Origin of the sequence: uncultured Anaerococcus sp. (assembly GCF_937934665.1) — a bacterium.
Classification (GTDB): domain Bacteria; phylum Bacillota; class Clostridia; order Tissierellales; family Peptoniphilaceae; genus Anaerococcus.
In genome coordinates, this window is sequence record NZ_CALGYW010000156.1 from 1 (window position 1) to 23,095 (window position 23,095).

A 23,095-nucleotide genomic window follows, 5' to 3' on the forward strand; every position below is an offset into this window, starting at 1 on the left:
GATATAACCATCTGCCACTAGGACCCCTATCAAATCCTTAATCTCCTTTGCATTTTTATCCTTCATAAGACCGTAGGTAGAAACCTTATCAAGATTTTTTTCCCTGGCATTTTTATTTTTAGAGCCCTTTAAACAATCTACAATTGTACCTATCCCATACCTTTGATCAAGCCTATAAATTGCGGATAAGATTTTTTGAGCATCAACTGTCCTATCTTCTTTTTTTATATCATCTAAGCAGTTTGAACAAAAATCGCACGCCCCCTCGTAGTCCTGGCCAAAATAATCAAGGATAAAGGCCCTTAAACACTGGCTGGTATTTACATAATTTATGATTGTTTGAAGCTTTTCAAGCTGGATTCTTTTGTAGGCTAGGTTCATACTTTGATTTATAAGATGCTTATTTATTATTATATCCTGGGCTGAATAAAGCAATATACAATCAGCATCCTCACCGTCACGACCAGCACGGCCTGCCTCTTGGTAGTAGGATTCCATATCTTTGGGCATATTATAGTGGATAACAAAGCTAACATTTGACTTATCTATTCCCATACCAAAGGCATTTGTAGCTACAACTAGGTCTTTTTTATCAAAGATAAAGTCTTCCTGGGCTTTTTTTCTCTCTTCTTCACTAAGACCTGCATGATATTTAGTAACCTTTAGACCTAAAGCCTTTAGGTTTCTTTCTATTTTATCAACCCTATTTCTAGTGGAAGCATAGATAATACCCGACTGACCTTGACGGCCTTCTAAATAGTCTTTCAAAAATTTTAACTTATCCTTGGGTTTTCTTACTAAAAATTTGAGGTTTGGCCTATCAAAGCCTGTTACCTTTACAAAAGGGTCTTTAAGGGCGAGATTTTTTATAATATCATCCCTAACTTCCTTAGTAGCTGTAGCTGTAAAGGCTGCTATTTGTAAATTTTTCCCTAGAATATCATATAAGTCTGCTATTAATTTATAAGATGGCCTGAAGTCGTGACCCCACTGGGATATACAGTGAGCCTCATCAACTGCCACAAAGGCAAGTTTTATATCTTTTAAAAATTCTCTAAAAAACTCATTTTCTAGTCTTTCTGGCGATATGTATAAGAGTTTTATTTTGCCATCCCTTACCTCATTTAATGTATCTATATAGCTTTCATAATCAAGGCTAGAATTTATAAAGCTTGCATTTATACCGTCTTCTCTTAGGGCGTCAACCTGATCTTTCATAAGACTAATTAGGGGAGATATAACAAGGGTTAGCCCATCTTTCATAAGGGCTGGAAGCTGGTAGCATATAGACTTGCCACCCCCTGTTGGTAAAACCCCTAGGACATCCCTACCATCAAGAATATTTTCTATAATTTCTCTTTGACCCTCTCTAAAGGAGTCAAAGCCGAAATATTTTTTTAAATTTTTGCTTATTTTATCTGTCATATTATTATCAAAAAAAATAATTAAGTCCTAGGACCTAATTATTTTCTTCCTCTATAGTAGTTTCAAGAGAATCTTCATCCGAATCATCTTCTAGACTATCTTCAGAATTTTCTTCTTTTTCCTTACGTTTCTTGTTTTCTTTTTCAGTCCTAGTTACATTTCTCTCTAGGGCATTTTCCTCGCCTTTTTTGACCTTGGTGTCGTTTGTAAGATACTCTTCATTTTCAAGGACAGCTCCCTCTCCTCTATTAAAGACTATATCTCCTATCTTGGTCCTAAGGTCAATATTGTATTTGGCCTTGTTATCAGATTGGTAGCCATCTTTGATATTCCTATAAGAAATATTTCCTAAAACAAAATTTCCTACTTCTAAGATTGCATTTATATTATAATTGTCGATTGTGTTTTTAGACTCTACTAAAATATCTCCAGTAGATGTGGTGAAATCAAGCCTGTTTCCAAGTTTTGATTCCTTAACTATAATATCACCTGTTACTGTAGAAAGTTTGGTATTTGATAATTCACTTTTATCTAGATTTATAGATCCAGATTCGTTTTTAATAGAACCCTGGAAAAATCCATTGTTTAGGCTAATATTACCACTTTTTATCCTTAGATCGAAGTTTTTTACCTCAAGGTCATCAATTTTTACATCTCCAGCTCCAATTGTTCCCTTAATTTCTTCGATACCACCTTCTGATGGGAGGAAAATCCTTACTATAGGAATTTTATCCTTCATGTAAAGTTCCTTGCCCTCTACCTTGTTTTTTAGCTTGAGGACTCCTTCCTCAAAACTAACATCTAGCTTATAGGCATTCTCTTCTCCCCTAAATAACTCAGTATATTCTATATAAGGGTTGGTATTTGACCTTTGAATTCTAACATCTGATGTTCCCAGGTCAAAATCTATTGACTTTATCTTATTTAGGTCAACCCTCATTATGCGGGATTGGTTGTAGGAATTTTCGTCTATTTGACTAGTTGTTGCTGCATTTTGGATAGAGTCGTTCTTTTTTGATGATATCATAAAGATTACCAACCCAATTAATACCACCCCTATTAGACCGAAAATTAAATTCCTTTTATTAATTTCTTCTAGTCGACTAAAGGCACTTGGCCTTTCTTTCTTATGAGTCTTATTTTCTTTTTTATTTTGCTTATCTTCGATTAAATTTTCATCAATCTTAATTTTTTTATCGTCCACTCTTGCCACCACCTAATTTTTCTAAAATTATAAGTCCAGATGTCAGGAAAAACAGCCATTCTATATAAAAAACAGTCCCTTCCTTGTCCATAAAAATACTAAAGACTTTTTTTAAAAGTTCAGAAGATATTTCTCCTTGCATTAAATATTGTATCACAAAAAGCAAAGTAAATACATTAACACTTGCAATTATTAGGTAAAAAATATTCTTACTTATAAGTAGATTATTTTTTCTTATATAAAAACTAAGTCCAAAAAGGAAGACAGATATTACAGCTAAAAGAATCGTAAGGTAAGTATCCCTTACAAAAAATACAGCCAAGGTACAAAATATTAAAATTATAAGAGCCTTAAGCTCCTTTATTAAATCAATTACTATCAATATTCTACCTCCCAAAGATAGAGACCAGCTGGGCTAAGGGCTGGGTTTGCTCGCACTTTAGACTTTGGATCAAAATAAGCTTTAAAGTCAGAAAGACTTATCTTGCCCCTTGCAAGTTCTGTTAGGCTTCCTGTCATAATCCTTACTTGGTTATGAAGAAAGCTTTCTGCCTTAAAGAAAATCTCAAGCCTAGCTTTTTCTCTTTTATAATAACAATCATCAATCCTTCTATGGGTATTGATATCAAGGTTTTTATCTTCTTTCATAAAGAGTCTAAAATCATGGTCTCCCTTAAGAACTTCTAGACCCTGACCTAGCTTATCATAATCAAATTTGTAGGTAATATTTTCCATATAAGACCTATAGATTGGGTGAGGATTTTTTTCTTGATTAATGATATACTTATAAGTTTTCGACTTACAAGAAAACCTCGCATGAAAACCAAGGTCTACTTTTTTTGATGATAGGGCTAGGATATCTTCCGGTAAATGAGGCTGGATGTGGTAGGCAAAACCCCTAGGACTAACAGAAGACGCTGTTAGAAAGTTTACATAAAAACTTCTAGCGTGGACTCCTCTATCTGTCCTCCCACATGCTATTATCCTATTATCCTCACCAGTTACCTCATGGATGGCTTTTTTTATCTCGTCCTCAACTGTCCTTTGGTCTATCTGATATTGGTAACCCTTAAAATCCCTGCCATCAAAGGCAAGTTCTACTAGCACGTTTTTTATCATACAAAATACAGAACAATTATCACTAGACAGAAAATTGCAAATCCAATTATAGAAATCCAATCTTTTTTGTACATGTGAATTTCATTTAGCTTTGTTCTTTCTTCGCCTATCCTATAGAGTCTTGCTTCCATAGCTGTTGCAAGATCTCCTGATCTTTTTAGGGCATTTATAAATAAAGGAACTAAAAGTGGGATCATGGATACTGCCCTATCTATGATATTTCCTGATTCAAAGTCAGCGCCCCTTGCCATTTGGGCCATCTTTATCTTGTTTGCTTCATCAAATAAAGTTGGGATAAACCTTAGGGAAATAGAAATCATCATGGCAAGCTCACCTGCTGGAAAACCAAATCTCTTAAGAGGTGTAAATAGTTTTTCAAGACCATAGGTTAGCTCCATGGGACTTGTGGTGTAGGTAAGGATTGATGTTGAAAGAATGATTAAAACCAACCTTAAAATAGTAAAGGCGGTCCTATACACACCTTCTTCTGTAATAGAAAATTTCCATATGGTAAAAATTTCCTTACCTGGTGTTGTAATTAAGTTAATTATCCCAGTAAGAACAATTATAAAAACCAAGGGCTTAAGCGATTTTAAGATAGCCTTAAAAGGTATCTTTGCTACTACCAACATTATAACCAAAAGGGCAACAAAGGGAATATAAGTCACAAAGTCCTTTACAAAAAATATGGTAATTATATATAAAAATACTCCTACAATTTTTACCCTAGGATCAAGCTTATGGATAAAACTATCAAAAGGTAGGTATTGACCTATTGTTATATTAGCCATTTTCTCCTCCTAGGTGTTTGTAAAGTTCTTCTATAGCTCCGTCAACTGTGTAAATCTTCTCATCTACATCCGGGTTTTGCTTTTTGTAGGCTCTCATAAACTTGGTTATTTGGGGTACATCAAGACCTATGGTATCAAGGTCTACAGATGTAAATGTATCAAAGGTAGACTTGTCTGAATAAACTTCTCCACCATTCATAACTATTACCCTATCAACGTATTCAGCTACGTCTTCCATAGAGTGGCTTACAAGGACAATTGTTAGTTCGTCATCTGCCTTATAAATTTTCATAAGTTCATTAAAAATTTCTTCCCTACCAATTGGGTCAAGGCCTGCTGTCAGCTCATCAAGGACTAAAACCTTTGGATTCATTGATAAAATCCCTGCTACAGCTACCCTTCTTTGTTGACCACCTGAGATTTCAAAGGGTGAAACATCCTTGTAGGTCTCGTAGTCTAGACCGACTTTTCCCATGGCAGATTTTGCCCTTTTATCTATCTCGTCATCCTTTAGGCCCATATTTTTAGGACCAAAGGCTATGTCTTTGGCTATAGTTTCTTCAAATAATTGATTTTCTGGGTATTGAAAGACAAGTCCTACCTTAAATCTGGCAGCCTTTCTCTTGCTCTTTTCCTTAGAATTTACCCCGTCAATTATAACATCTCCGTTTGTTGGAATTAAAAGACCATTTAAAAGCTGGACTAGGGTAGATTTACCCGATCCAGTCTGTCCTATAAGGCCGATTATTTCCTTGCTATTTATTTCTACATTTATATCCTTAAGGGCATAGACCTCGTTAGGTAGGCCCTCATTGTAGATATAATCAACGTCTTTTATTTCTATTTTCATAAGCTTTCTAAAAACTCCTCAACAGTTAGGGGAAGTCTGTCAAATTTTATTCCTTTTTGTCTAAGACCGTAGGCCACTTCTGTTACCTGAGGTACAGCAAGACCTAGGTCTTTCATCTTCTCAACTTGGGAGAAAACTTCCCTGCTATTTCCTTCCAGAGCTTTTTTGCCATTATCTAAAACTACGATTTTATCGGCAAGGACAGCCTCTTCCATGTAATGGGTGATGTAAATTATTGTCTTATTGTAGTCCTTATTCAAACTTTTGATAAGTTCTATTACATCCTTCCTACCTTGGGGATCTAGCATGGCTGTTGGCTCATCAAAGATTATATAGTCTGATAGCATAGCAATCACCCCTGCTATAGATACTCTTTGTTTTTGGCCACCAGATAGGTTCGATGGATTTCTGTGTTTAAAATCTGTCATACCTACCTGCTCTATAGCCCTATCTACCCTTTCTCTAAGCTCGGGATGCTCTACTCTTAAGTTTTCTGGTCCAAAGGCTACTTCTTCTTCAACTGTAGTTGCTACCATTTGATTATCTGGATTTTGAAAAACCATGGAACATTTTTTTCTTATGTCCCACTCGCTTCCCTCATCTGAGCTTGATATACCATCAACTAAGATTTCTCCCTTAGTTGGTTTTATCTGAGCATTTAAAAGTTTGCCCATAGTAGATTTGCCGGACCCATTGTGGCCTAAAATAGCCACAAATTCCCCCTTATTTATTTCTATGGATATATCATCCAGGGCAGTTTTGCCCTCGCCATCCTCGTTAAGACTTGGATAGGTATAGGTTACATTCTTTATCTCAATCATTTTTATTTCCTAATAGCTCATAGCTGGGCTGTTACTTGTGCTTGATTCGTAAACTACTACTGGAGCTCCGTGAGGAACAAGTTCAAAGAGTTTACCTGCCATAGCTGGTGGCATATTTAAGCAACCGTGGCTACCATTTGAGTAGTAAATATTTCCACCAAAACCACCTCTCCAAGGTGCATCGTGGAAGCCTTCTCCATCCCAACCAATTGGCATCCAGTATTTAACAGGGGTTGCATATCTTGATCCATCAAAACTATCCCCTCTTAGGGTTGTATTAGGTGTTTTTGATAGAATTGAACCAACACCAACATTGGTTGCCCACTGGGTAGTATTTGGCATACCTGTTACTATAGAAGTTTCTAGAGCAACTTCCCCATCTAGATATAGCCACATATATTGACGGGAAACATCTACTTCTACATAGGTAGAACCTAGATCAGTTCCATCATCTTCTCTTCTAAAGCCTACTCTTTCATAGACAGGTTCTATATCTCCTGACTTTCTCGTATTTACAAGCTCATATACCTTATCAACTGTTGCTGGCACATCTAGGATAAAACCGTAAACACCTGGATTTACAGTGATCTTACCTATGCCTGTTGCATTGAAGGTCCTATTTTTGCCGTAGGTATCAGTTTGATCTGCTATATCATCTACATAGGCTGTTAGTTTATCATAGTTAAGTTCAAAACTACCCTTATCGTTATCGAACATATCGATTAACTCTTCACCTTCAAGTTTAAAGTCAAAACCATTAAAATTAAAACCGATTTTCATATTTTCGATTGTTTTCCCATCTTCTAGGAGCTTAGCAAGTTCTTTAGAGTTGTTTTTAACTGTTGGATTTATATAGTCATCCTCTTCTAGGACAATTTCTTCTTTGTGGTTATAGATAGCATCCTTGACCTTTTTGTTAAGTTTGCCGTAGTCGATTTTATTGCCCATCTCTTCTGGGATTATCTTAAATTCTCCACCCTCATATTTAAGGCTAGCATTTACAGGCTCCTTTATCTTGGCTAGGAGGGCTTGGCCCCTAAGGTTTTTATCAAGCTTTTCTTCATCATATTTTACATTGTAGTCAAAGGTAAAATCATCGTTTGCTATATTTAAAAAGGCAAGTGGCCACTTGAATGGATTTTGATCTATAGATGCTGACTTTGGAATGCTTGCACTATAGTCAAAATCTTTTAGGTCAAGGCTTGCTTTTCTTTCATCTCTTCCTATTATATCAATTGTAAAAGGTTCTGATGGTTTTCTAAGAGCCTCTTCCTTTGATGCATAAGAAATATTTCTTCCATTTACTTGGGTATTTGGAAGGGCTATGAAACTAAATATTACTGTAACTATTAAATAAATTGCTATTATTATAAGAAGCGCTAGGGTAAGTCCCCTACCCTTCCTTTTATTACTTTCTTCGGTTATGACGTCCTCCTTAGTCTGGTCTCTTGCCAAAATATTGGTAAAAATCTACCTTTTGACCACCATTGTATAATTTTCTTTTCTTAGATAATTTTCTCTTAAATTTCCTATCAAACTTTTCGTCCACTGTTATAAAGTAAAGTGACCAGGTATCTAACTTAGCTAATTTGCTATTTATTTTATTATAAATATCAGCTAGGTCTGTCTCTGATAACCTCATCCCATAAGGTGGATTTGAAATAAAGACCCCGTAATCATCGGCTATTGCAACTTGCCCAAAATCTCTAGTTATAAAGGAAATATCTTCCTCAACCCCAGCATTTATAGCATTTTGCTTAGCAAGGGTGATTGCCCTTCCGGATATATCAGCTCCTAGGATATTTAACTTTTTAGAATAGTCGATTTTTTCCATAGCTTCTTTTTTACTATCCTTAAAGTATTTTGGATCTATAAACTTAAACTTGGTAAAATCAAAGTCCCTGTCAATACCAGGTGCTATGTTGCGGGCAATCCTTGCAGCTTCTATAAGTATTGTGCCTGAGCCACAAAATCCATCAAATAAGAACCTATCAGGATTATAAAAAGAAAGGTCTACCAGGGCTGCTGCGAGATTTTCCCTAAGGGGTGCCTTTACGCTTCCCTCCCTGTAGCCTCTTTTGTGAAGACCCTCGCCTGATGTATCCAGGCATATCCTAGCTGTGTTTTTATCAAGCATTACTTCTATCTTGACCCTTTCACCAGTTTTTTCAAAAAAAGACCTATGATAGGTGGCTTTTAATTTATCTATTATAGCTTTTTCGCTAATAGATTGGATGGATCTTAGAGAAAATAATTTTGACTTATAAGTCCTTGCATTTACCAAAAAATTGCTATCTTCATTAAGGATATCCTGCCAGGCTATTTTATTTACATTTTCAAAAAGCTCTTCAAAATCCATAGCCTTAAAACTCGCTAGTTCTAGGTAGACCCTGTCGGCATGCTTTAAGTTTGTATTTAATTTTGCTAGGTCGGATAAGTCGCCTTCTAGGCAAACTAGTCCATCACTTACTTTATAGTCCTTATAGCCCATGTCTTTAAGTTGAAACTTAACCAGGCTTTCTAGACCAAAGCTTGTTGTAATTAGTATTTTTTCCATAATGATATTATAACTGATTTTTGACTCTTTTCATCTTTTTTTGCAAAGGAAAAGCCACTTTCGTGGCAATTAATTTTCATTTAAGAACTTATAGGACATTTCGTAAAGGATATTCCTTTGATCCTCATTGGTAAATGAGTGGTCAGCTCCTTCAATTTCAAAATATCTAGCGTTTTTGAAGGCATCCCTAAGTTTTTCATTCGAATCTATAAATACTAGGCTATCCCCAGTTCCTCTTATGATTAAAACATTTCCTTCATATTTTTTTGCTGAGCCATATATGTCTTTTTTGATAAAGTCTATTAGGAAGTTTATATTAATTTTTACCCCTCCTATGTCCGCTTCATTAACCTTAGAAACTAGACTTTCAAAAGGCATATTATTTTCAATCTTGCTATTTTCTTTAACTTCTCCTTCAAATACTGTTTTTGCCATGACTTTTAGGTAGTCCTTATTATTCATATCACTAGCTGGAGCAAGTAGAACCATGGCCTTAGGTTTTAATTTGTAGGCAAGAAGACTTGATAAGACCCCACCAAGAGAGTGACCTATCCAGTAGAGCTTATCATTGTCAACATAGTATTTCATCTTGGCAAAATCATTTATAAGCTCAAGTTCCCTCTCCTCACGACTTACAGTCATATCATAAAAGTCTCCATCTGATTCGCCTGAGCCAGAAAAGTCAAACCTTATTGCTACAAAGCCCCTATCTGTAAGGTATTTGGCATGGTTTAGCCTAAAGTTTATGCTACCATTCCTATCTCCTCCAAAACCGTGAATTATTATTACAGTTGGATATTTTTTATTTTCATCAAAGTCATCTGGAGTGTTTACCACACCCCTCATTACTATGCCATTTTCTTTTTTTATTTGTTCGTAAAAGTATTTCATTAAGCTAAAGCCCTCGCTACTTCAACCCCAGAGGCTGATGCTTGTGATAGGGAATGAGTTGCACCAGATCCGTCTCCTATACAGTAAAGTCCCTTGTGGTTTGATTCAAATTTATCATCAACTTCTATCTCTGAGTTATAAAACTTAACTTCGATTCCATATAAAAGTGTATCGTCGTTGGCCATACCTGGGGCTATCTTATCTAATTGGTAGATCATTTCTATTATGTCATCTAATTGCCTTTTTGGCATAACTAGGGAAAGGTCTCCTGGAGTTGCCTTCATAGTTGGCTTAGTGAAGCACTTTTCCATCCTTCTATCAGAAGAACGACGACCCTTAACAAGGTCCCCAAATCTTTGCATCAATACTCCACCACCTAGCATATTAGATAGTTTTGCTATTGATTCACCATATTCATTAGAATCTTCAAATGGTTCTGTAAACCTATTGGTAACTAAGAGGGCGAAGTTTGTGTTTTCTGATTGAAGCTTAGGATCAGTAAAGGAGTGACCATTTACTGTAAGGATGCCGTTGGTATTTTCTGTTACCACATGGCCGTAAGGGTTCATACAAAAAGTCCTTACTATATCATTGTATTGCTTGGTTTGATACATAATTTTTGCCTCATAAACATCATCTGTTATGTGCTTAAATACCTCAGCTGGCACTTCTATCCTAAGACCTATATCAACCCTATTTCTCTTTGATTTTATACCAAACTTATCACAAACATCACCTATCCACCTTGATCCAGACCTACCTGCAGCAAGGACTAAGTCATTAGATGAGTATTTATCACCCTTATCAGTTTTTACTATGTATTTTCCGTCTTCATAATCTACGTCTTCTACCATAGTAGAAAATTCAAAATCAATTTTATCTTTTACATATTCATAGATCCTATGAAGGATTATTTTATTCCTATCTGTACCAAAATGACGAACCTTAGCATCAAGCAAGTGAAGGTCATAACGAAGACACTTTGTCTTTAGGTCATTTTTATCTGTGCTATAAAGCTCAAGGTCATCTCCACCATCAAAACTCATAAGGACACTGTCTACATACTCCATAAGCTCCATGGCCTTTTTTTCACCTATATAGCGATGAAGGTCTCCACCAAAATTAGTAGTGATATTGTATTTACCATCTGATAGGGTTCCTGCTCCACCAAAACCGTACATGATATTGCATGGTTTACATCCTATACAATGTTCAACCTTGCCATCTGTTATAGGGCAAGTCCTATTTTCTACCTTGCGTCCTCCATCAATTACAAGGACCTTTTTATCTGTATTTAACTTTGTAAGCTCATAAGCAAGGAAAGCTCCAGAAGCTCCTGCTCCAACAACTATAATATCATAATTTTTCATGATTTCTCCATTTCAATTTTATAAAAACTTGTGATGTTTTTCTAATTTAACCTGCTATATTATACAAGTTAAATGCCTAATTTCAAACTATCCTTTACTTTTTGAAAATATATGTTAAAATAAATGTAATTTATTGAATCACTTGTAAGTGCTAAGTAAAATATAAACAAATATTTAAATAAAAGCCCTACAAAATCCTCATAAGAAAGGAAAACCTGTGAAAAAAGCATTTAAAAAAGCCTTCCCTTATACTATACCCGTTATAATTGGTTATATGTTTTTGGGAATAACCTACGGCATAATGGTAAGCCAAGCTGGATTTAATCCGATTTTTGCCCCTCTTATGTCGCTGACCATGTATGCTGGTAGCATGCAGTTTGTAATCTTACCCCTGCTTAAAACTGATATTTCAATTATTGCAATTATTATCCTAACCCTATCGGTAAATATTAGGATGATGTTTTATGGAGTAAGTTTATTAAAAGAATACAAAAATTCAAGAAGCAAATTTCTTTTTATCCTAACCCTATCAGATGAAACCTTCGCCCTTGATACATCAATCAAGGCCCCAGAAGATGTAAATAGGTCTGACTTTTTCCTAGCTATAGGAGTTATAAACTACTTAGTTTGGGCCCTTGCTTCCTACATAGGAGCCTTACTTGGAGGTCTAATTAGTTTCAATACCATGGGTATGGACTTTGTCCTAACAGCTTTATTCCTAGTTTTATTAGTAGAGCAATACTTCTCTACCCCAAACCACAAGCCACTAAAAATAGGTCTTGCGCTTTCAATAATTGCCCTTTTGATCTTTAAACCAGACAATTTTATGATCCCTGCCCTACTTTTAATAGTCCTAAGCCTTTACGGTCTTAGAGAAAGAATCGAGGAAAAAAATGACTAGAATTTTACTCTTAGTATTAGCATCAACCCTCACAACTTTTTTCATTAGGTCTACCCCATTTTTCTTTTTCTCAAGAAGAGAACTTCCAGACCTAATAAAATACTTTGGCAAATACCTACCCTTTGCCCTTATGCCCCTTCTAGTGGTCTTTGCCCTTAGAAACATAAACCTCCTTGCCTATCCCTATGGTTTACCAGAAATAATAGCAAGTGCATCAGCTATAATCCTCCATGCAAAATTTAAAAAACTCTTTCTATCCATATCTGTAGGAACTTTCATCTATATGGTGCTTATTCAATTAGTGTTTGTCTAAAATTGTAGTAGAATACTAAATAAGAATAAGAAAAGGGGTTTATATGAAAAAAGATATAAATATTTCAAACAATAAGGCCGTGATTAACTTTTCAAAGGCCTTTTTTAATGACACAGATGACCTACTAAAAAGCCAAGGATTTTTTGAAGTAATTTGCTCTTTTGTAAGCTATCATAAGGAAAATCAAACTAGAATATATACCTACCTAGAAAAATTTTTCAGAGCTAGCGATATAGAAATCCTTGCAGGAGAGATAAGGGATATTACAAAGATTTTAACTGTAATGAGCCTTGATGAGATTTCTGAAAAAATCAACAAATACCATGATTTAGACAAGGAAAGAGAAGCCCTTATTAGGATAGTAGAAGATATCTACGACTACTGGAGAAAACTTGAAAGATATACAATAATCGAGCAATCCGACTACGAAAGAGGCCTAGAGGTAGAGAATTTCCTATCAGCAAATATCAATTTCAAAGACCTCATTCTTGATATATATAGAAAAGCAGAATTTTCTGTTACAGGAATTACTCCTAGAGTCTTTAGACAAGTACCAGCTGGAGCCAACGCCTCAGTTATTGTTAAAAACTTTGATATAAATTATCCAGAAGAGCTTCAATATTTAAATGAAATACCTTTTATAACCAAGGTTATGATCGAAACTCCTTACATAACCTACACCAAAAGTAACAAGAGGGACGGGTTCTTTAAGGAAGTTTTCAAAAATCCTATAGAAGGTCTAAAAGTAGATACTGATGAGTTTTTATGCTACCCTGCCAAGGTAGGAGATAACCTCATTTATATCTACTTCCACCAAAACCTAATAACCCATGGTATCTCAGCTTCAAACTTATTTGACCTTGCAGAGGAAGATGAAATCTTAAGCAAAAGGCCAGATGCCATTTATTTATTCGGTGGAGAAAATTCTAAAGATCAAAACGTATTTTATGAAAATAAAAACGGCCTTCTAATAGGCTATGTAAACTATACAGATAAGAAAGATTACTTTGGTTATCTAAAGAAAATGTGCCTAACACTTTCAAATATAATCTCCATGAAAAAATCCTACCTCCCTATCCACGGAGCAGGGGTAAATGTAGTTTTACAAAACGGAAAGACTGCCAATGTAGTTATCCTTGGAGACTCTGGAGCTGGTAAGAGCGAGTCAATCGAAGCTTTCAGAACCCTTGCCAAAGACTACATCAAAGACATGACCGTTATCTTTGACGATATGGGTACTTTTAGACTAAAAGATGATAAAGTTTTGGCTTACGGTACAGAAATCGGTGCCTTTGTAAGGCTAGATGACCTAGATGCAGGCTACGCCTTTAAACAAATAGATAGGTCCATCTTTATGAACCCAGATAAGACAAATGCAAGATTAATCATGCCAGTTGCAGACTACAGCCAAATCATGGAAGGCTATGAAGTTGACTTCTTCCTCTATGCAAATAACTACGACAAACTAGAAAAGGGTGAGAACTCTATTTCTATTATCGATGACGAAAAAGAAGCTATAAAGATTTTTAAAAGGGGAGCAAGGTTTGCCAAGGGCACAACCACAGAAACAGGTCTTGTAGAATCTTACTTCGCAAATCCATTTGGTCCTTACCAAAAACAAGATACTTGTGATAAGCTAATTGACACCTACTTCGCTAAGCTTTTTGAAAATAAGAAAAAAGTTGGTCAGATAAAGACCCAACTAGGAGTTTCCGGCATGGAAACAGATGGGCCACTAAAATCAGCCAAAGAGCTTTTTGAGATAATAAAAGCCCTATAAAAATTTAGGGATAAAGAAAAGAGTTGAATCTTCCCTTGAGATTCAACTCTTTTTGTTTTATTTTTTTATATCTATCTTTCCGCCGACAGCAAAGCCTATTAAAAATCCTGCTACGAAATACATAAAGTTTCTAGTTGTTAAAAATAACAATACTCCAAAACCAAAGCCGAAAATCAGTCCTTACTTTAGTTTTTCCTTATATTTCATATTAATCTCCTATTTTCCTATAGCATTTTCTCTTCCATAATAAAATAGGTACTGCTGGGCGTAGCCAGCAAGGTCGCCAAAGATTTTCCTAGCGTAGTCATCTACTTGTTTTTTAGGAACTTCCTTGCCGATAAATAAGGTCTCCATTACTCTTTTTATCCAAACATCAACAGGGAAGGTCTCTCTCCTGTGGTAGGCAAAAAGCATGATACAATCAGCAACCTTTGGCCCAATACCAGGAAGTTCTTTGAGCTTTTTGTGGAGGTCTTTGTCAGATAAGTCTTTTTCATCTTCAAAATTTAAAAATCCATCCACAAAGGCCTGAGCAGTTTCAACTATCCTTACATCACGAAAACCAACTCTGGCATATTCTCTTAAATCAAGTGGGTCTACCTTGGCTAAGACTTCCGGTCTTGGAAAGGAGTAATACTCTTCTCCCATATATTCTCCCAGGTAGTCACCGTATCTTTCAGAGATTATCCTTACTGCTTTTTTTATCCTAGGTATTTGATTGTTGGCTGAGATTATAAAAGAAATTGTAGTTTCAAATAATTCTTGGTTTAAAATCCTAATACCGTAGCCATAGTCAGTTGCTTTTTTTAGTATTTCTGAATCTGACAAGGTATTTTTTATAGCATTATAGTCTGTACCTAGGTCAAAGTAATCGTAAAACACTTCATAAAATTCATCTAGGCTTACATTGCGGATTAGGGTGTAGTCTTTACACTCAAGCAGATTTATTATTTTTCTTAAAAAAACTGCTGTGTAAGATCCATCTTCGTTTTTTCTAAAATTAAAACATTGACCACATTCGAAAATATGGTCAACTTTGAAAGAATCCTCCCTTAAGATAAGTCCCTCAGGAGTTTCTTTGATATTTAATTTTCTTTTTTCACTTGTTTGATATCTCATTATCTAATCCTAACTGCGTGAATCGCAAGTCTTTGGTCATCATAATCATATTGGCAGGTAGATAGGGTAATAATTGTATCTTTTTCAGTAAAGGGCCTAGTATCTAAATCAACTTCAGAGTTTGACCTTAATTTATTATAATAAGGCACCTTATCTCCCTCATAGGTAAAATCCAGGGTCCTATAGTCATAGTCTGAAGGGATTCCATAGGCTGAAAATATTTCATAAACCCTTAGACCCTCATCAGTAGTTAAATAGATAGTCCTATTTTTTTCTGCAAATTCTTGTTTTCTATACTGGTCAAGGGGCGTAAACATAGAATCAATCTCTAGGTGGTGACCATATATTACAGAATTATCGTCTGTCACATCAGGTGAATTATATACATCCATAAAGATAGAACCTGCTATGTCATACTCCTTATTTAAACCTTTTCTTAGGTAAAAATCATTATCAGGACCTTGAAGAATAGGATACTTTATACCAGTGCCAGGGATTTCTATTACTGCTATAACATCAGAGTTTTGTTCTTTTAATTTGCCTAAAAGACTTAGGTGAACTTTCTCAAGCCTAGCTAGGGGATCTACATTGTCTCCGCCTTCTTCTTTACTATTAATGTCACCGTCTACATCCGCTTCTGCTTCCTTAGATAGGTTTTCAATGTATCTATTGTTTTTCATATTTGTCCAATAATCAAGCCCTCTCTTGCCTAAAATAGCAATGCAGGCTAAGATAATCAAAATTAGGACAAATCTTATAAAAGTCATTATTTTCGATTTCATTGTACCGCCTTTAAAAAGTTTCTTATCATTAGTATAATATACCATAACAGAGACTAATTAAAAGTATTTTATAAAAAAAGGAGTGACTATGAAAGATTACAAGTTATATGTTGGAACAGTATGTAGATTTTGTAAAAAAGTTGAAGATTTCATGAAAGAAAACAATATAGATATACCACTAGTAAACATAAATGAAGATAGAGATGCTATGTTAGAACTTATAGAAAAAGGTGGCAAAAGACAAGTTCCATGCCTCTACCACGATGGTGAGTACCTCTATGAATCAGACGATATAATCAAGTTTCTTAAAGAAAATTATAAATAAGGATAGCTATGATAAAATTAATTGCATCTGATATTGATGAAACTATAATAACCAAAGAACGTATAGTACCAGATAGAAACAAAGAAGCTATCAAAAAAGCAATAGATAAGGGTATAATAGTTATGCTTGCAACAGGCAGGGGCCCTTATGAAGTTTTTGATATACCAGAACAAGCAGGAATTATAGCAGACGATAGGTATCTAATATGCTGTAACGGAGCTGTTATAATGAATATAAAAACTAAGGAAATTGTAGATGTCCTTAATTTAGACTTTGAATATGCTAGAAGGGTGTTTAACTACGCCTATGAAAACAATCTAACTTTTTACCTTTACACCCTAGATAAGAAATACGGTATAAACTTAAGTGATAGTACAATTATAGCAGAAGAGCACATAAATTTACTAGAAACAGATAATATTGATTTTCTAAAAGATGAAACAATCTTAAAGGTAATAATAAAAAATTCAGACATGAACAAACTCCAAGCCCAAGAAGTTGATGTAGCAAGACTAACTGACTACAAGCTAGAAATCTCCTATTCATCAAATATGTACATGGAGATAAACGCCAAGGGAGTAAATAAGGCAGTAGCCCTAAAAAAAGTTTGTGACCACTACGGCATAGATATGAAAAATGTCCTAGCCATTGGTGATAACTACAATGACGTAGCCATGCTTGAAGAAGCAGGTAGGTCTGTTGCAGTTAAAAACGCCAGACTTCAGGTAAAAGAAAGCGCCGACTATGTTACAACCCACGATAACAACCACGGAGCTGTTGGAGAAGCCATAGAAAAATTTGTACTAAATTTATAAAAAGAAAGACTAAGCGATAAAATTTTATCGTTTAGTCTTTTTTTAATAATATTCTCTATTTGTAATATATCTATATCCTATATATATAAGTCCTCCTACTAGGGCAATAGGTAAAAGTTTTGCAAATAAGCCAAATATGATCACAATTGGTAGGATTAAAAAAGCTCCAACTAGTAAAAGTGGCAGGCTTAAAAGGCCTAGGCTAATTCCTAATACAGCTAAAATTAATTTAGCAAAGATAATTATAAGTGGAAAGCCAATCATTAAGGCTCCTATAAGTAAAAGTAATTTTAACATATCTAACTCCTTTTGATAATATTATACATTTATTAAAGTTTTATGTCAAGTATATTAATATTCACTTTTTTATAAACCCTTCTATATTAGAAAATTTAATATTAAAAAAGGGGGTTACCCCCCTTAATCTAGTAAACTTATCTTCTGCCAAGTTGGCCATCAAGGATGTAGATACCACCCCAGTTACCATTAATTCTTTCAAGTCTTGTTATAATCTTAGCTACAGAGTCTTCTTCTTCAACTTGTTCATCAATATACCATTGGATGAAAGAATAAACTCTAGCGTCTTCTTCTTTAGCAAGTTCTGCTATTTCGTGAATCCTTCTTGTAACTTCTTTTTCATGGTCAAGAGCAGCCTTAAATACTTCTACTAGGCTTTCATAGTCGTGTTTTGGTTCAGCTATTGCCTTATATCTAATATCATAACCTACTTCTTGTAAGAAATCTTTCATTTTTTCGCCGTGTTCAATTTCTTCACGAACTTGGCCGTCAAACCAGTGGGTAAAACCATCAAGGTCTAGGCTATCTGTATAAGCAGCCATTGCCTTATATACGTAAGCTGATTCGTACTCAAAGTTCATTTGTTCATTTAATTGATCTAATACTTTACTCATTTATTTCTCCTTTTTCTAGCATCTCACCATAGGGTATATATACACCGTATATATCTAAGTCCCTTGCTAAGATCTCCTTTATAACTTGTGTTGTATTTTTGGAGCAAATTTTGACTGTGAAGCTCTTACCTTTAATCATAAATTCATCCTCGATTACTATACCCTTAGATTTTAATACGCAAAAAATATCCATTGCAACTTTCTTTGTGAGTTTTTCATCCAGCTGAAAGGTGAATGGAAAAACTTTTGCCATATCATTTATAGGATTTAATTTTTTGATTAAAAGTAAGTCTTTCATAGCCATCTCCTATTTATAAAGATACCCATTTTTGAAAAAACTTAACAATTATTTTCTTCCATTTCATTTTTTGAAAAAATACACCCACAGTATTCTTGCCTATATATCCCATACTCTCTAGAAAGTTCGATTGATTTTTTATAGCCATCCTTCTTTTTAAAATCTGCATAAAGGTAGCAAATCCCGTATTCTTTTTCTAAATTTTCCCCAATTTCATTTAACCACTGACTATTTTTATAGGGAGAAATTGAAAGGCTGGTTGTAAAATAATCGTAGGATTTTTCCTTCGCAAGACGAGCAGTCTCCTCTAATCTAAGCTTATAACAGTCATAACAAGCACGGCCAAATTCCCTATCATCTTTTCTCTTTTGAGCTACTTCTTCAAAATCTTTCATATCATTAATAGGAATTATAACATCTCCCTCAAATTTAGATTTTTCAGCCACCAACTTTAAATTTTCCGCACGTTTTTCAAGCTCTTCTCTAGGAAAAATCATAGGATTGTAAAAATATAAATCCATGTCAAAATAGTCTCTAAGTCTTTCTATAACCTGAGTAGAGCAGGGACCACAACATACTTGGAGTAAAAGCCTTGGCCTTTTTCCATCCTTATCAAGTTTTTTTATAATATCTTCCATAACTCTATTGTAGTTAATTTTGTTCATATAAACCTCTAGAATAAAAAAGTCGCAAGAACATAAATTCCTGCGACCTGTATTTGTATATTATCTCTTTGAGAATTGTGAAGATTTTCTTGCCTTTTTGAAACCAGCCTTTTTTCTTTCTTTTTTACGTGAATCACGTGTTAAGAAACCAGCTCTCTTTAGGGCAATTCTATAGTCAGGGTTTGCTTCTACAAGCGCTCTTGCGATTGCGTGTCTGATAGCTCCTGCTTGACCATTGTATCCACCACCATTAACATTCACTCTAATGTCATAGCTTGTTAGGTTTTCTGTTAGGGCTAGTGGGCTTCTTGCTACAATTTTAAGAGATTCAAAATCAAAGTATTGATCTAAATCTTTTCCATTTACAATTATATTTCCACTTCCTGGTACCATTGTCACTCTTGCAACAGAGGTTTTTCTTCTACCAGTTGATTGAATTATGTTTCCTGCCATATTTTACTCCTTACTTAAGATCCAAAGCTTCTGGGAATTGTGCTTCATGACCGTGTTCGCTACCTGCATAAACTCTAAGTTTCTTTGCCATAGCGCGACCAAGTTTGTTGTGTGGAAGCATTCCTACGATTGCGTGCTCTACAATTCTTTCTGGATGTTTAGCTTTCATATCTTTATACTTAGTAATTTTTAGACCACCAGTATATCCAGAATATCTCTTGTATTCTTTTTGGTTTTCTTTGTTACCTGTAAGCACTACCTTGTCAGCGTTGATTACTATTACATAATCTCCTGTGTCAAAGTGTGGAGTAAAGGTTGGTTTGTTCTTTCCTCTTAGTATTGCTGCAACTTGGCTAGCTAGTCTACCTAGAACCATGCCTTCTGCATCAACAACATACCATTTTCTTTCGATGTTTGATGGAGTCGCAGTCCATGTCTTTTGATGTTTCATCTCATCCTCCTATAATTTATTCGGCTACTATATTTAGACACCGCACTAGTAGCTTGCGGCTGTACTCGTCCTGGCATTTTTATATCGCTTCCAGGATTAGCGATCGTCTCGATTCCTTATGAAGGTCTGAGTCGACTCATATATAATACTTGCTTTTCAGACTTCTGTCAATTTTTTCTTAACTTCTAAGCCTCTTTTTATAGCTATGAGGAGAAAATAATAAAAGCATTGGATATAGTTCTAGCCTTCCAAAGAGCATAGCAATTGTAAGGGTGAACTTTGAAAAAGGCGCCATTTCTGCAAATGAGTTTACTGGCCCAAAATCATTTAGGCCTGGTCCTACGTTGTTGAAGGTTGTCGCAACAGCTGCGAAGGCTGATTCGAAGTTTTCCACATCACGGCTTATTATGACCATAAATAATACAAATAGGAGTATATATAGGACCAAGTACTTATTTACTGCTTCTTCTAAGTCCTTATCCATTTTCTTTCCGTCTATCTTTGTGATAGTAACTCTTCTTGGATTTATTACCCTTTTGATATGGTTTATGGTTGTTTTAAATAGGATTAAAAATCTTGATACCTTAAAACCACCTGCAGTTGATCCTGCAGACCCTCCTATAAACATAAGTAAAATCAAAATGCACTTTGATAGCATCGGCCAATTTCCATAGTCAGCTGAGACATAGCCTGTCGTTGTGATAATCGATGAGACAGTAAAAACTGACTGGCTTAGCGAATAGGCCGTGTTTCCATAAAAAGTTCTTATATTTACAAAAATAATTACAATTGCAAGGCCAATTATTCCAAGATACCAATATAGTTCTTCAGATTTGAAGCTTTCTCTGGCTGACCTTATGAGGGCAAAATAATACAAATTGAAGTTGACTCCAAATAAGACCATGGCAATTGATAAGACCATTTCAATATATCTTGAATCATAATATCCTACTGATAGGCCTTTGTTGGCAAAACCACCTGTGCCTGCAGTTCCCATTGCAAATATTATAGAATCAAAAAGATTCATGCCTCCAAAAAGTAAAAAAATTGCAGTTATAGCTGTCATTACCAGATAGATAATGTAGAGCATCCTTGCAGTTTGCCCGAGTTTTGGTGTAAGCTTTCCAAAGGATGGCCCTGGCATTTCTGCTTGGAGGAGGTTGGATGATTCTTTGTTGAATTTTGGTAAAATCGCTAAAGTAAATACCAAGATTCCCATTCCTCCGATAAGGTGGGATAGAGACCTCCAAAAAATTATCGAATGAGGAAGAAGTTCTACATCAATGGCGACAGATGCCCCGCATGTTGTAAAACCACTTGCCATTTCAAAAAAGGCATCAAGAAATGTGTGATAATTTGTTGGTGTCAGATATAGGGGAATAGCTCCAATTACAGAAAAAATCACCCAGCAAGCTGCTGTTATAAAAAGAGCTTCCCTTGTGTAAATATGACCATATTCGTCACCAAATTTTATTAATACCCCACCTAGAAGGACTGCTATTAATATCGGAAGGATGAAATATATTTTGTCATTAAATCCTTCTTTATAAATTATGGCCACTAGTAGGGGCGCTAACATTAAAAGGGCGAGGACATGGAGGAGCCTGCCTAAGATATGATTTATAACTTTAATATTCATAATTACTCCAATATATCATCTAAGACCTGGAAGCTATGGCTAGTTGTTGCTACAAGTACGGAGTCACCTAAGTTTATGGTAGACATACCATTTGGTATTTCTATCTCAACTTCACCATGGTCTATAGCAAGAACCAGACTGTCTTCTCTTATATTTAAGTCTTTAAGAGGGGTATCTAGGATTTTCGAATGGTCTATAACCTTAAATTCTATTACCTCTACCTCCCCATCTTCTAGTCTAAATAGCGAAGAAATAGAAGCTCCTCTAGCATTTACCTTACTTCTTACCCTTCTGTTTATAACATCGCTGGCTGCCATTTTTGGGGCGAAGGTCGTATCATTGTCAAGAATACCGGTCATTTTTAAAAGCTTGGTCCTATTTACCTTGGCTATTACTTTTTCAAGCCCTGATTTTTGGGCAAGGAGGGAAATCAATATATTTTCCTCATCTATACCAGTAAGGGCAAGAAGGGCATCATAATGATTTAACCTTAGTTCTTCTAGGACTTCTGGGCTTGTACCGTCAGCATTTATGACAATAGCATCTTCGTGCATTTCACTTATGTCTTCGGCTTTTTTTCTATCGATTTCTACGACAGTCACCTTAAAACCTCTCTTAAGTAAAAGGCCTACTAGGTATTTGGATATATTTCCTGCCCCTATTACCAGGACGTTTTTTATATCATAGGATCCCTTTTGTTCATGCCTGTAAAAACTATCTACGGATTTTTTTGCCCCTATGATATAAATCTTATCCCCGCTTTTAAGTACATCATCACCGTGGGGGATATTTACCCTACCATCAGAATTTATAATACCAATTAGGGTGTGGTAGTTTTCCGAATAAGAAGTCAAATCTGAAAGCTTCTTGCCATCAAGGGCTGATCCCTCATCAATAACTAGCTCCATCATAATGGCCCTATCTTTAAAGAAGGACTCAACATTTAGGGCATGGGAATATTTTAGACTCCTTTGCAGGTCCTTGGCTGCTATATATTCTGGGTTTACAATTGACATAGCATCTGTAACCTCGCTTATAAACTTCCTATGCTTTACATAGCGAGGCTCTCTTAGCCTAATTATAATATTTTTAGCCCCCAAATTTTTAGCAAAAATAGACGCGATGAGATTTACATCGTCTGACTGGCTTATGGCAATAAATAGGTCACAATCACTTACACCTGCTTCTACTAGTGCTTCCACATCCCTGCCATCACCAACAAGTCCCATCACGTCATTGGTTGACTGAAGTTCTTCTAAAACTTCCTTGTCTTTATCAATTACAATTATATCATGTCCCTCATTTGAGAGGTCTTTTGTTACAAAAGAGCCGACTTTGCCGGCTCCCAAAATAATTATTTTCATTATAGCTCCTTAGGGAATTTTAAATATCATAGTTACACTTTACCGCATTTACAGATTTCCTAAAATATATTTCATTTTCTTTTTTTCATAAGTAATAAGGTTGTCTGGTGCATAAAGCTAAATCTAAATATCTCCACCTGCATATCAGGCAGAGATTTGTTTCTATATGTTTCAATCGCTAAAATTACTTAAGTGGAATCAAAACTACCAGCTTAGCTGGTAGTTTGCATAGCGCCTATAAGGCGCGAATA

The 23,095-nt window shown here is 35.3% G+C and carries 25 protein-coding genes; 5 read left to right on the plus strand and 20 right to left on the minus strand.

Translation table 11 applies throughout. The features are described 5' to 3' along the window. The 10 genes from recQ to Q0410_RS07925 form a co-directional block, all read right to left on the minus strand. Positions 1-1,425, minus strand: a 1,425-nt coding sequence (gene recQ, locus Q0410_RS07880) for a DNA helicase RecQ (protein ID WP_299035329.1), incomplete at its 3' end; no start/stop codon positions are given. A 34-nt stretch (positions 1,426-1,459) separates the two neighbouring features. Continuing rightward, positions 1,460-2,629: a DUF4097 family beta strand repeat-containing protein gene (locus tag Q0410_RS07885; protein WP_299035332.1), complete on the minus strand. Its 1,170-nt coding sequence runs from the start codon at positions 2,627-2,629 to the stop codon at positions 1,460-1,462. A gap of 378 nt (positions 2,630-3,007) precedes the next feature. Beyond that, entirely contained in the window at positions 3,008-3,748 is a 741-nt protein-coding gene (truA, locus tag Q0410_RS07890) for a tRNA pseudouridine(38-40) synthase TruA (protein WP_299035334.1), read from the minus strand. Then, on the minus strand, positions 3,745-4,539 hold the full coding sequence (locus Q0410_RS07895; protein ID WP_299035337.1) for an energy-coupling factor transporter transmembrane protein EcfT: 795 nt from the start codon (positions 4,537-4,539) through the stop codon (positions 3,745-3,747). Before Q0410_RS07895 ends, truA begins: the two co-directional genes overlap by 4 nt. Further along, positions 4,532-5,389 carry an energy-coupling factor transporter ATPase gene (locus Q0410_RS07900; RefSeq protein WP_299035340.1) on the minus strand — a complete coding sequence of 286 codons (858 nt, stop codon included), beginning with the start codon at positions 5,387-5,389 and terminating at the stop codon, positions 4,532-4,534. Before Q0410_RS07900 ends, Q0410_RS07895 begins: the two co-directional genes overlap by 8 nt. Further along, on the minus strand, positions 5,386-6,210 hold the full coding sequence (locus tag Q0410_RS07905) for an energy-coupling factor transporter ATPase (RefSeq protein WP_299035343.1): 825 nt from the start codon (positions 6,208-6,210) through the stop codon (positions 5,386-5,388). Before Q0410_RS07905 ends, Q0410_RS07900 begins: the two co-directional genes overlap by 4 nt. Positions 6,211-6,219: 9 nt before the next feature. Beyond that, positions 6,220-7,665: a peptidoglycan binding domain-containing protein gene (locus tag Q0410_RS07910; protein WP_299035346.1), complete on the minus strand. Its 1,446-nt coding sequence runs from the start codon at positions 7,663-7,665 to the stop codon at positions 6,220-6,222. Further along, positions 7,646-8,767 (minus strand): class I SAM-dependent RNA methyltransferase, encoded by a 1,122-nt coding sequence (locus Q0410_RS07915; RefSeq protein ID WP_299035349.1) that lies wholly within the window; start codon positions 8,765-8,767, stop codon positions 7,646-7,648. The genes Q0410_RS07910 and Q0410_RS07915 overlap by 20 nt, the downstream gene beginning before the upstream one ends. Positions 8,768-8,836: 69 nt before the next feature. After that, positions 8,837-9,658: a S9 family peptidase gene (locus Q0410_RS07920; protein WP_299035352.1), complete on the minus strand. Its 822-nt coding sequence runs from the start codon at positions 9,656-9,658 to the stop codon at positions 8,837-8,839. Further along, a complete protein-coding gene (locus Q0410_RS07925) occupies positions 9,658-11,028 on the minus strand; it encodes an NAD(P)/FAD-dependent oxidoreductase (RefSeq protein WP_299035355.1) in 1,371 nt (456 codons plus the stop codon). Before Q0410_RS07925 ends, Q0410_RS07920 begins: the two co-directional genes overlap by 1 nt. A gap of 217 nt (positions 11,029-11,245) precedes the next feature. Between Q0410_RS07925 and Q0410_RS07930 the strand changes: the two genes are divergently transcribed. The 3 genes from Q0410_RS07930 to Q0410_RS07940 are packed head-to-tail and all read left to right on the plus strand — an operon-like array spanning position 11,246 to position 14,022. After that, positions 11,246-11,929 carry an AzlC family ABC transporter permease gene (locus tag Q0410_RS07930; protein ID WP_299035358.1) on the plus strand — a complete coding sequence of 228 codons (684 nt, stop codon included), beginning with the start codon at positions 11,246-11,248 and terminating at the stop codon, positions 11,927-11,929. Further along, the gene (locus tag Q0410_RS07935; protein WP_299035361.1) at positions 11,922-12,242 is read left to right on the plus strand and encodes a branched-chain amino acid transporter permease; all 321 of its coding nucleotides are present in this window, start codon (positions 11,922-11,924) and stop codon (positions 12,240-12,242) included. The genes Q0410_RS07930 and Q0410_RS07935 overlap by 8 nt, the downstream gene beginning before the upstream one ends. Positions 12,243-12,285: 43 nt before the next feature. Continuing rightward, a complete protein-coding gene (locus Q0410_RS07940; protein ID WP_299035365.1) occupies positions 12,286-14,022 on the plus strand; it encodes a phosphoenolpyruvate carboxykinase in 1,737 nt (578 codons plus the stop codon). Between the two features lie 216 nt (positions 14,023-14,238). Here Q0410_RS07940 and Q0410_RS07945 read toward each other — a convergent pair whose 3' ends face one another. Both Q0410_RS07945 and srtB read right to left on the minus strand, forming a co-directional pair. Beyond that, positions 14,239-15,141 (minus strand): DNA-3-methyladenine glycosylase, encoded by a 903-nt coding sequence (locus tag Q0410_RS07945; RefSeq protein ID WP_299035368.1) that lies wholly within the window; start codon positions 15,139-15,141, stop codon positions 14,239-14,241. Beyond that, positions 15,141-15,923 carry a class B sortase gene (srtB, locus tag Q0410_RS07950; RefSeq protein ID WP_299035371.1) on the minus strand — a complete coding sequence of 261 codons (783 nt, stop codon included), beginning with the start codon at positions 15,921-15,923 and terminating at the stop codon, positions 15,141-15,143. Before srtB ends, Q0410_RS07945 begins: the two co-directional genes overlap by 1 nt. Before the next feature lie 88 nt (positions 15,924-16,011). On the opposite strand from srtB, the gene Q0410_RS07955 reads away from it, so the two are divergent. Next, on the plus strand, positions 16,012-16,248 hold the full coding sequence (locus Q0410_RS07955; RefSeq protein WP_299035374.1) for a glutathione S-transferase N-terminal domain-containing protein: 237 nt from the start codon (positions 16,012-16,014) through the stop codon (positions 16,246-16,248). An 8-nt stretch (positions 16,249-16,256) separates the two neighbouring features. Further along, on the plus strand, positions 16,257-17,063 hold the full coding sequence (locus Q0410_RS07960; protein WP_299035377.1) for a Cof-type HAD-IIB family hydrolase: 807 nt from the start codon (positions 16,257-16,259) through the stop codon (positions 17,061-17,063). A gap of 42 nt (positions 17,064-17,105) precedes the next feature. Here Q0410_RS07960 and Q0410_RS07965 read toward each other — a convergent pair whose 3' ends face one another. The 8 genes from Q0410_RS07965 to trkA form a co-directional block, all read right to left on the minus strand. Continuing rightward, the gene (locus tag Q0410_RS07965) at positions 17,106-17,360 is read right to left on the minus strand and encodes a hypothetical protein (RefSeq protein ID WP_299035380.1); all 255 of its coding nucleotides are present in this window, start codon (positions 17,358-17,360) and stop codon (positions 17,106-17,108) included. A gap of 137 nt (positions 17,361-17,497) precedes the next feature. Further along, positions 17,498-17,974 (minus strand): ferritin, encoded by a 477-nt coding sequence (locus Q0410_RS07970; RefSeq protein WP_299035383.1) that lies wholly within the window; start codon positions 17,972-17,974, stop codon positions 17,498-17,500. After that, a complete protein-coding gene (locus Q0410_RS07975) occupies positions 17,967-18,272 on the minus strand; it encodes a hypothetical protein (RefSeq protein ID WP_299035386.1) in 306 nt (101 codons plus the stop codon). Before Q0410_RS07975 ends, Q0410_RS07970 begins: the two co-directional genes overlap by 8 nt. A 41-nt stretch (positions 18,273-18,313) precedes the next feature. Next, positions 18,314-18,937: an epoxyqueuosine reductase QueH gene (locus Q0410_RS07980; RefSeq protein ID WP_299035389.1), complete on the minus strand. Its 624-nt coding sequence runs from the start codon at positions 18,935-18,937 to the stop codon at positions 18,314-18,316. 60 nt (positions 18,938-18,997) lie between these two features. Further along, a complete protein-coding gene (gene rpsI, locus Q0410_RS07985) occupies positions 18,998-19,390 on the minus strand; it encodes a 30S ribosomal protein S9 (RefSeq protein WP_299035392.1) in 393 nt (130 codons plus the stop codon). Positions 19,391-19,400: 10 nt separating this feature from the next. Next, complete coding sequence (gene rplM, locus Q0410_RS07990; RefSeq protein WP_299035394.1) at positions 19,401-19,841, minus strand: 50S ribosomal protein L13; 441 nt, start codon at positions 19,839-19,841, stop codon at positions 19,401-19,403. A gap of 178 nt (positions 19,842-20,019) precedes the next feature. Beyond that, positions 20,020-21,480: a TrkH family potassium uptake protein gene (locus tag Q0410_RS07995; RefSeq protein ID WP_299035397.1), complete on the minus strand. Its 1,461-nt coding sequence runs from the start codon at positions 21,478-21,480 to the stop codon at positions 20,020-20,022. Between the two features lie 2 nt (positions 21,481-21,482). Next, positions 21,483-22,844, minus strand: a complete 1,362-nt coding sequence (trkA, locus tag Q0410_RS08000) for a Trk system potassium transporter TrkA (RefSeq protein ID WP_299035400.1) — start codon at positions 22,842-22,844, stop codon at positions 21,483-21,485. Positions 22,845-23,095: the final 251 nt, after the last annotated feature.

What these genes read in the sequence shown, in the direction of transcription:
- truA (WP_299035334.1), bottom strand. Translation starts at nt 3,748, where the DNA reads ATGATAAAAAACGTGCTAGTAGAACTTGCCTTTGATGGCAGGGATTTT.
- Q0410_RS07895 (WP_299035337.1), bottom strand. Translation starts at nt 4,539, where the DNA reads ATGGCTAATATAACAATAGGTCAATACCTACCTTTTGATAGTTTTATC.
- Q0410_RS07900 (WP_299035340.1), bottom strand. Translation starts at nt 5,389, where the DNA reads ATGAAAATAGAAATAAAAGACGTTGATTATATCTACAATGAGGGCCTA.
- Q0410_RS07905 (WP_299035343.1), bottom strand. Translation starts at nt 6,210, where the DNA reads ATGATTGAGATAAAGAATGTAACCTATACCTATCCAAGTCTTAACGAG.
- Q0410_RS07915 (WP_299035349.1), bottom strand. Translation starts at nt 8,767, where the DNA reads ATGGAAAAAATACTAATTACAACAAGCTTTGGTCTAGAAAGCCTGGTT.
- Q0410_RS07920 (WP_299035352.1), bottom strand. Translation starts at nt 9,658, where the DNA reads ATGAAATACTTTTACGAACAAATAAAAAAAGAAAATGGCATAGTAATG.
- Q0410_RS07925 (WP_299035355.1), bottom strand. Translation starts at nt 11,028, where the DNA reads ATGAAAAATTATGATATTATAGTTGTTGGAGCAGGAGCTTCTGGAGCT.
- Q0410_RS07935 (WP_299035361.1), top strand. Translation starts at nt 11,922, where the DNA reads ATGACTAGAATTTTACTCTTAGTATTAGCATCAACCCTCACAACTTTT.
- Q0410_RS07940 (WP_299035365.1), top strand. Translation starts at nt 12,286, where the DNA reads ATGAAAAAAGATATAAATATTTCAAACAATAAGGCCGTGATTAACTTT.
- Q0410_RS07945 (WP_299035368.1), bottom strand. Translation starts at nt 15,141, where the DNA reads ATGAGATATCAAACAAGTGAAAAAAGAAAATTAAATATCAAAGAAACT.
- srtB (WP_299035371.1), bottom strand. Translation starts at nt 15,923, where the DNA reads ATGAAATCGAAAATAATGACTTTTATAAGATTTGTCCTAATTTTGATT.
- Q0410_RS07955 (WP_299035374.1), top strand. Translation starts at nt 16,012, where the DNA reads ATGAAAGATTACAAGTTATATGTTGGAACAGTATGTAGATTTTGTAAA.
- Q0410_RS07960 (WP_299035377.1), top strand. Translation starts at nt 16,257, where the DNA reads ATGATAAAATTAATTGCATCTGATATTGATGAAACTATAATAACCAAA.
- Q0410_RS07965 (WP_299035380.1), bottom strand. Translation starts at nt 17,360, where the DNA reads ATGTTAAAATTACTTTTACTTATAGGAGCCTTAATGATTGGCTTTCCA.
- Q0410_RS07970 (WP_299035383.1), bottom strand. Translation starts at nt 17,974, where the DNA reads ATGAGTAAAGTATTAGATCAATTAAATGAACAAATGAACTTTGAGTAC.
- Q0410_RS07975 (WP_299035386.1), bottom strand. Translation starts at nt 18,272, where the DNA reads ATGAAAGACTTACTTTTAATCAAAAAATTAAATCCTATAAATGATATG.
- Q0410_RS07980 (WP_299035389.1), bottom strand. Translation starts at nt 18,937, where the DNA reads ATGAACAAAATTAACTACAATAGAGTTATGGAAGATATTATAAAAAAA.
- rpsI (WP_299035392.1), bottom strand. Translation starts at nt 19,390, where the DNA reads ATGGCAGGAAACATAATTCAATCAACTGGTAGAAGAAAAACCTCTGTT.
- rplM (WP_299035394.1), bottom strand. Translation starts at nt 19,841, where the DNA reads ATGAAACATCAAAAGACATGGACTGCGACTCCATCAAACATCGAAAGA.
- Q0410_RS07995 (WP_299035397.1), bottom strand. Translation starts at nt 21,480, where the DNA reads ATGAATATTAAAGTTATAAATCATATCTTAGGCAGGCTCCTCCATGTC.
- trkA (WP_299035400.1), bottom strand. Translation starts at nt 22,844, where the DNA reads ATGAAAATAATTATTTTGGGAGCCGGCAAAGTCGGCTCTTTTGTAACA.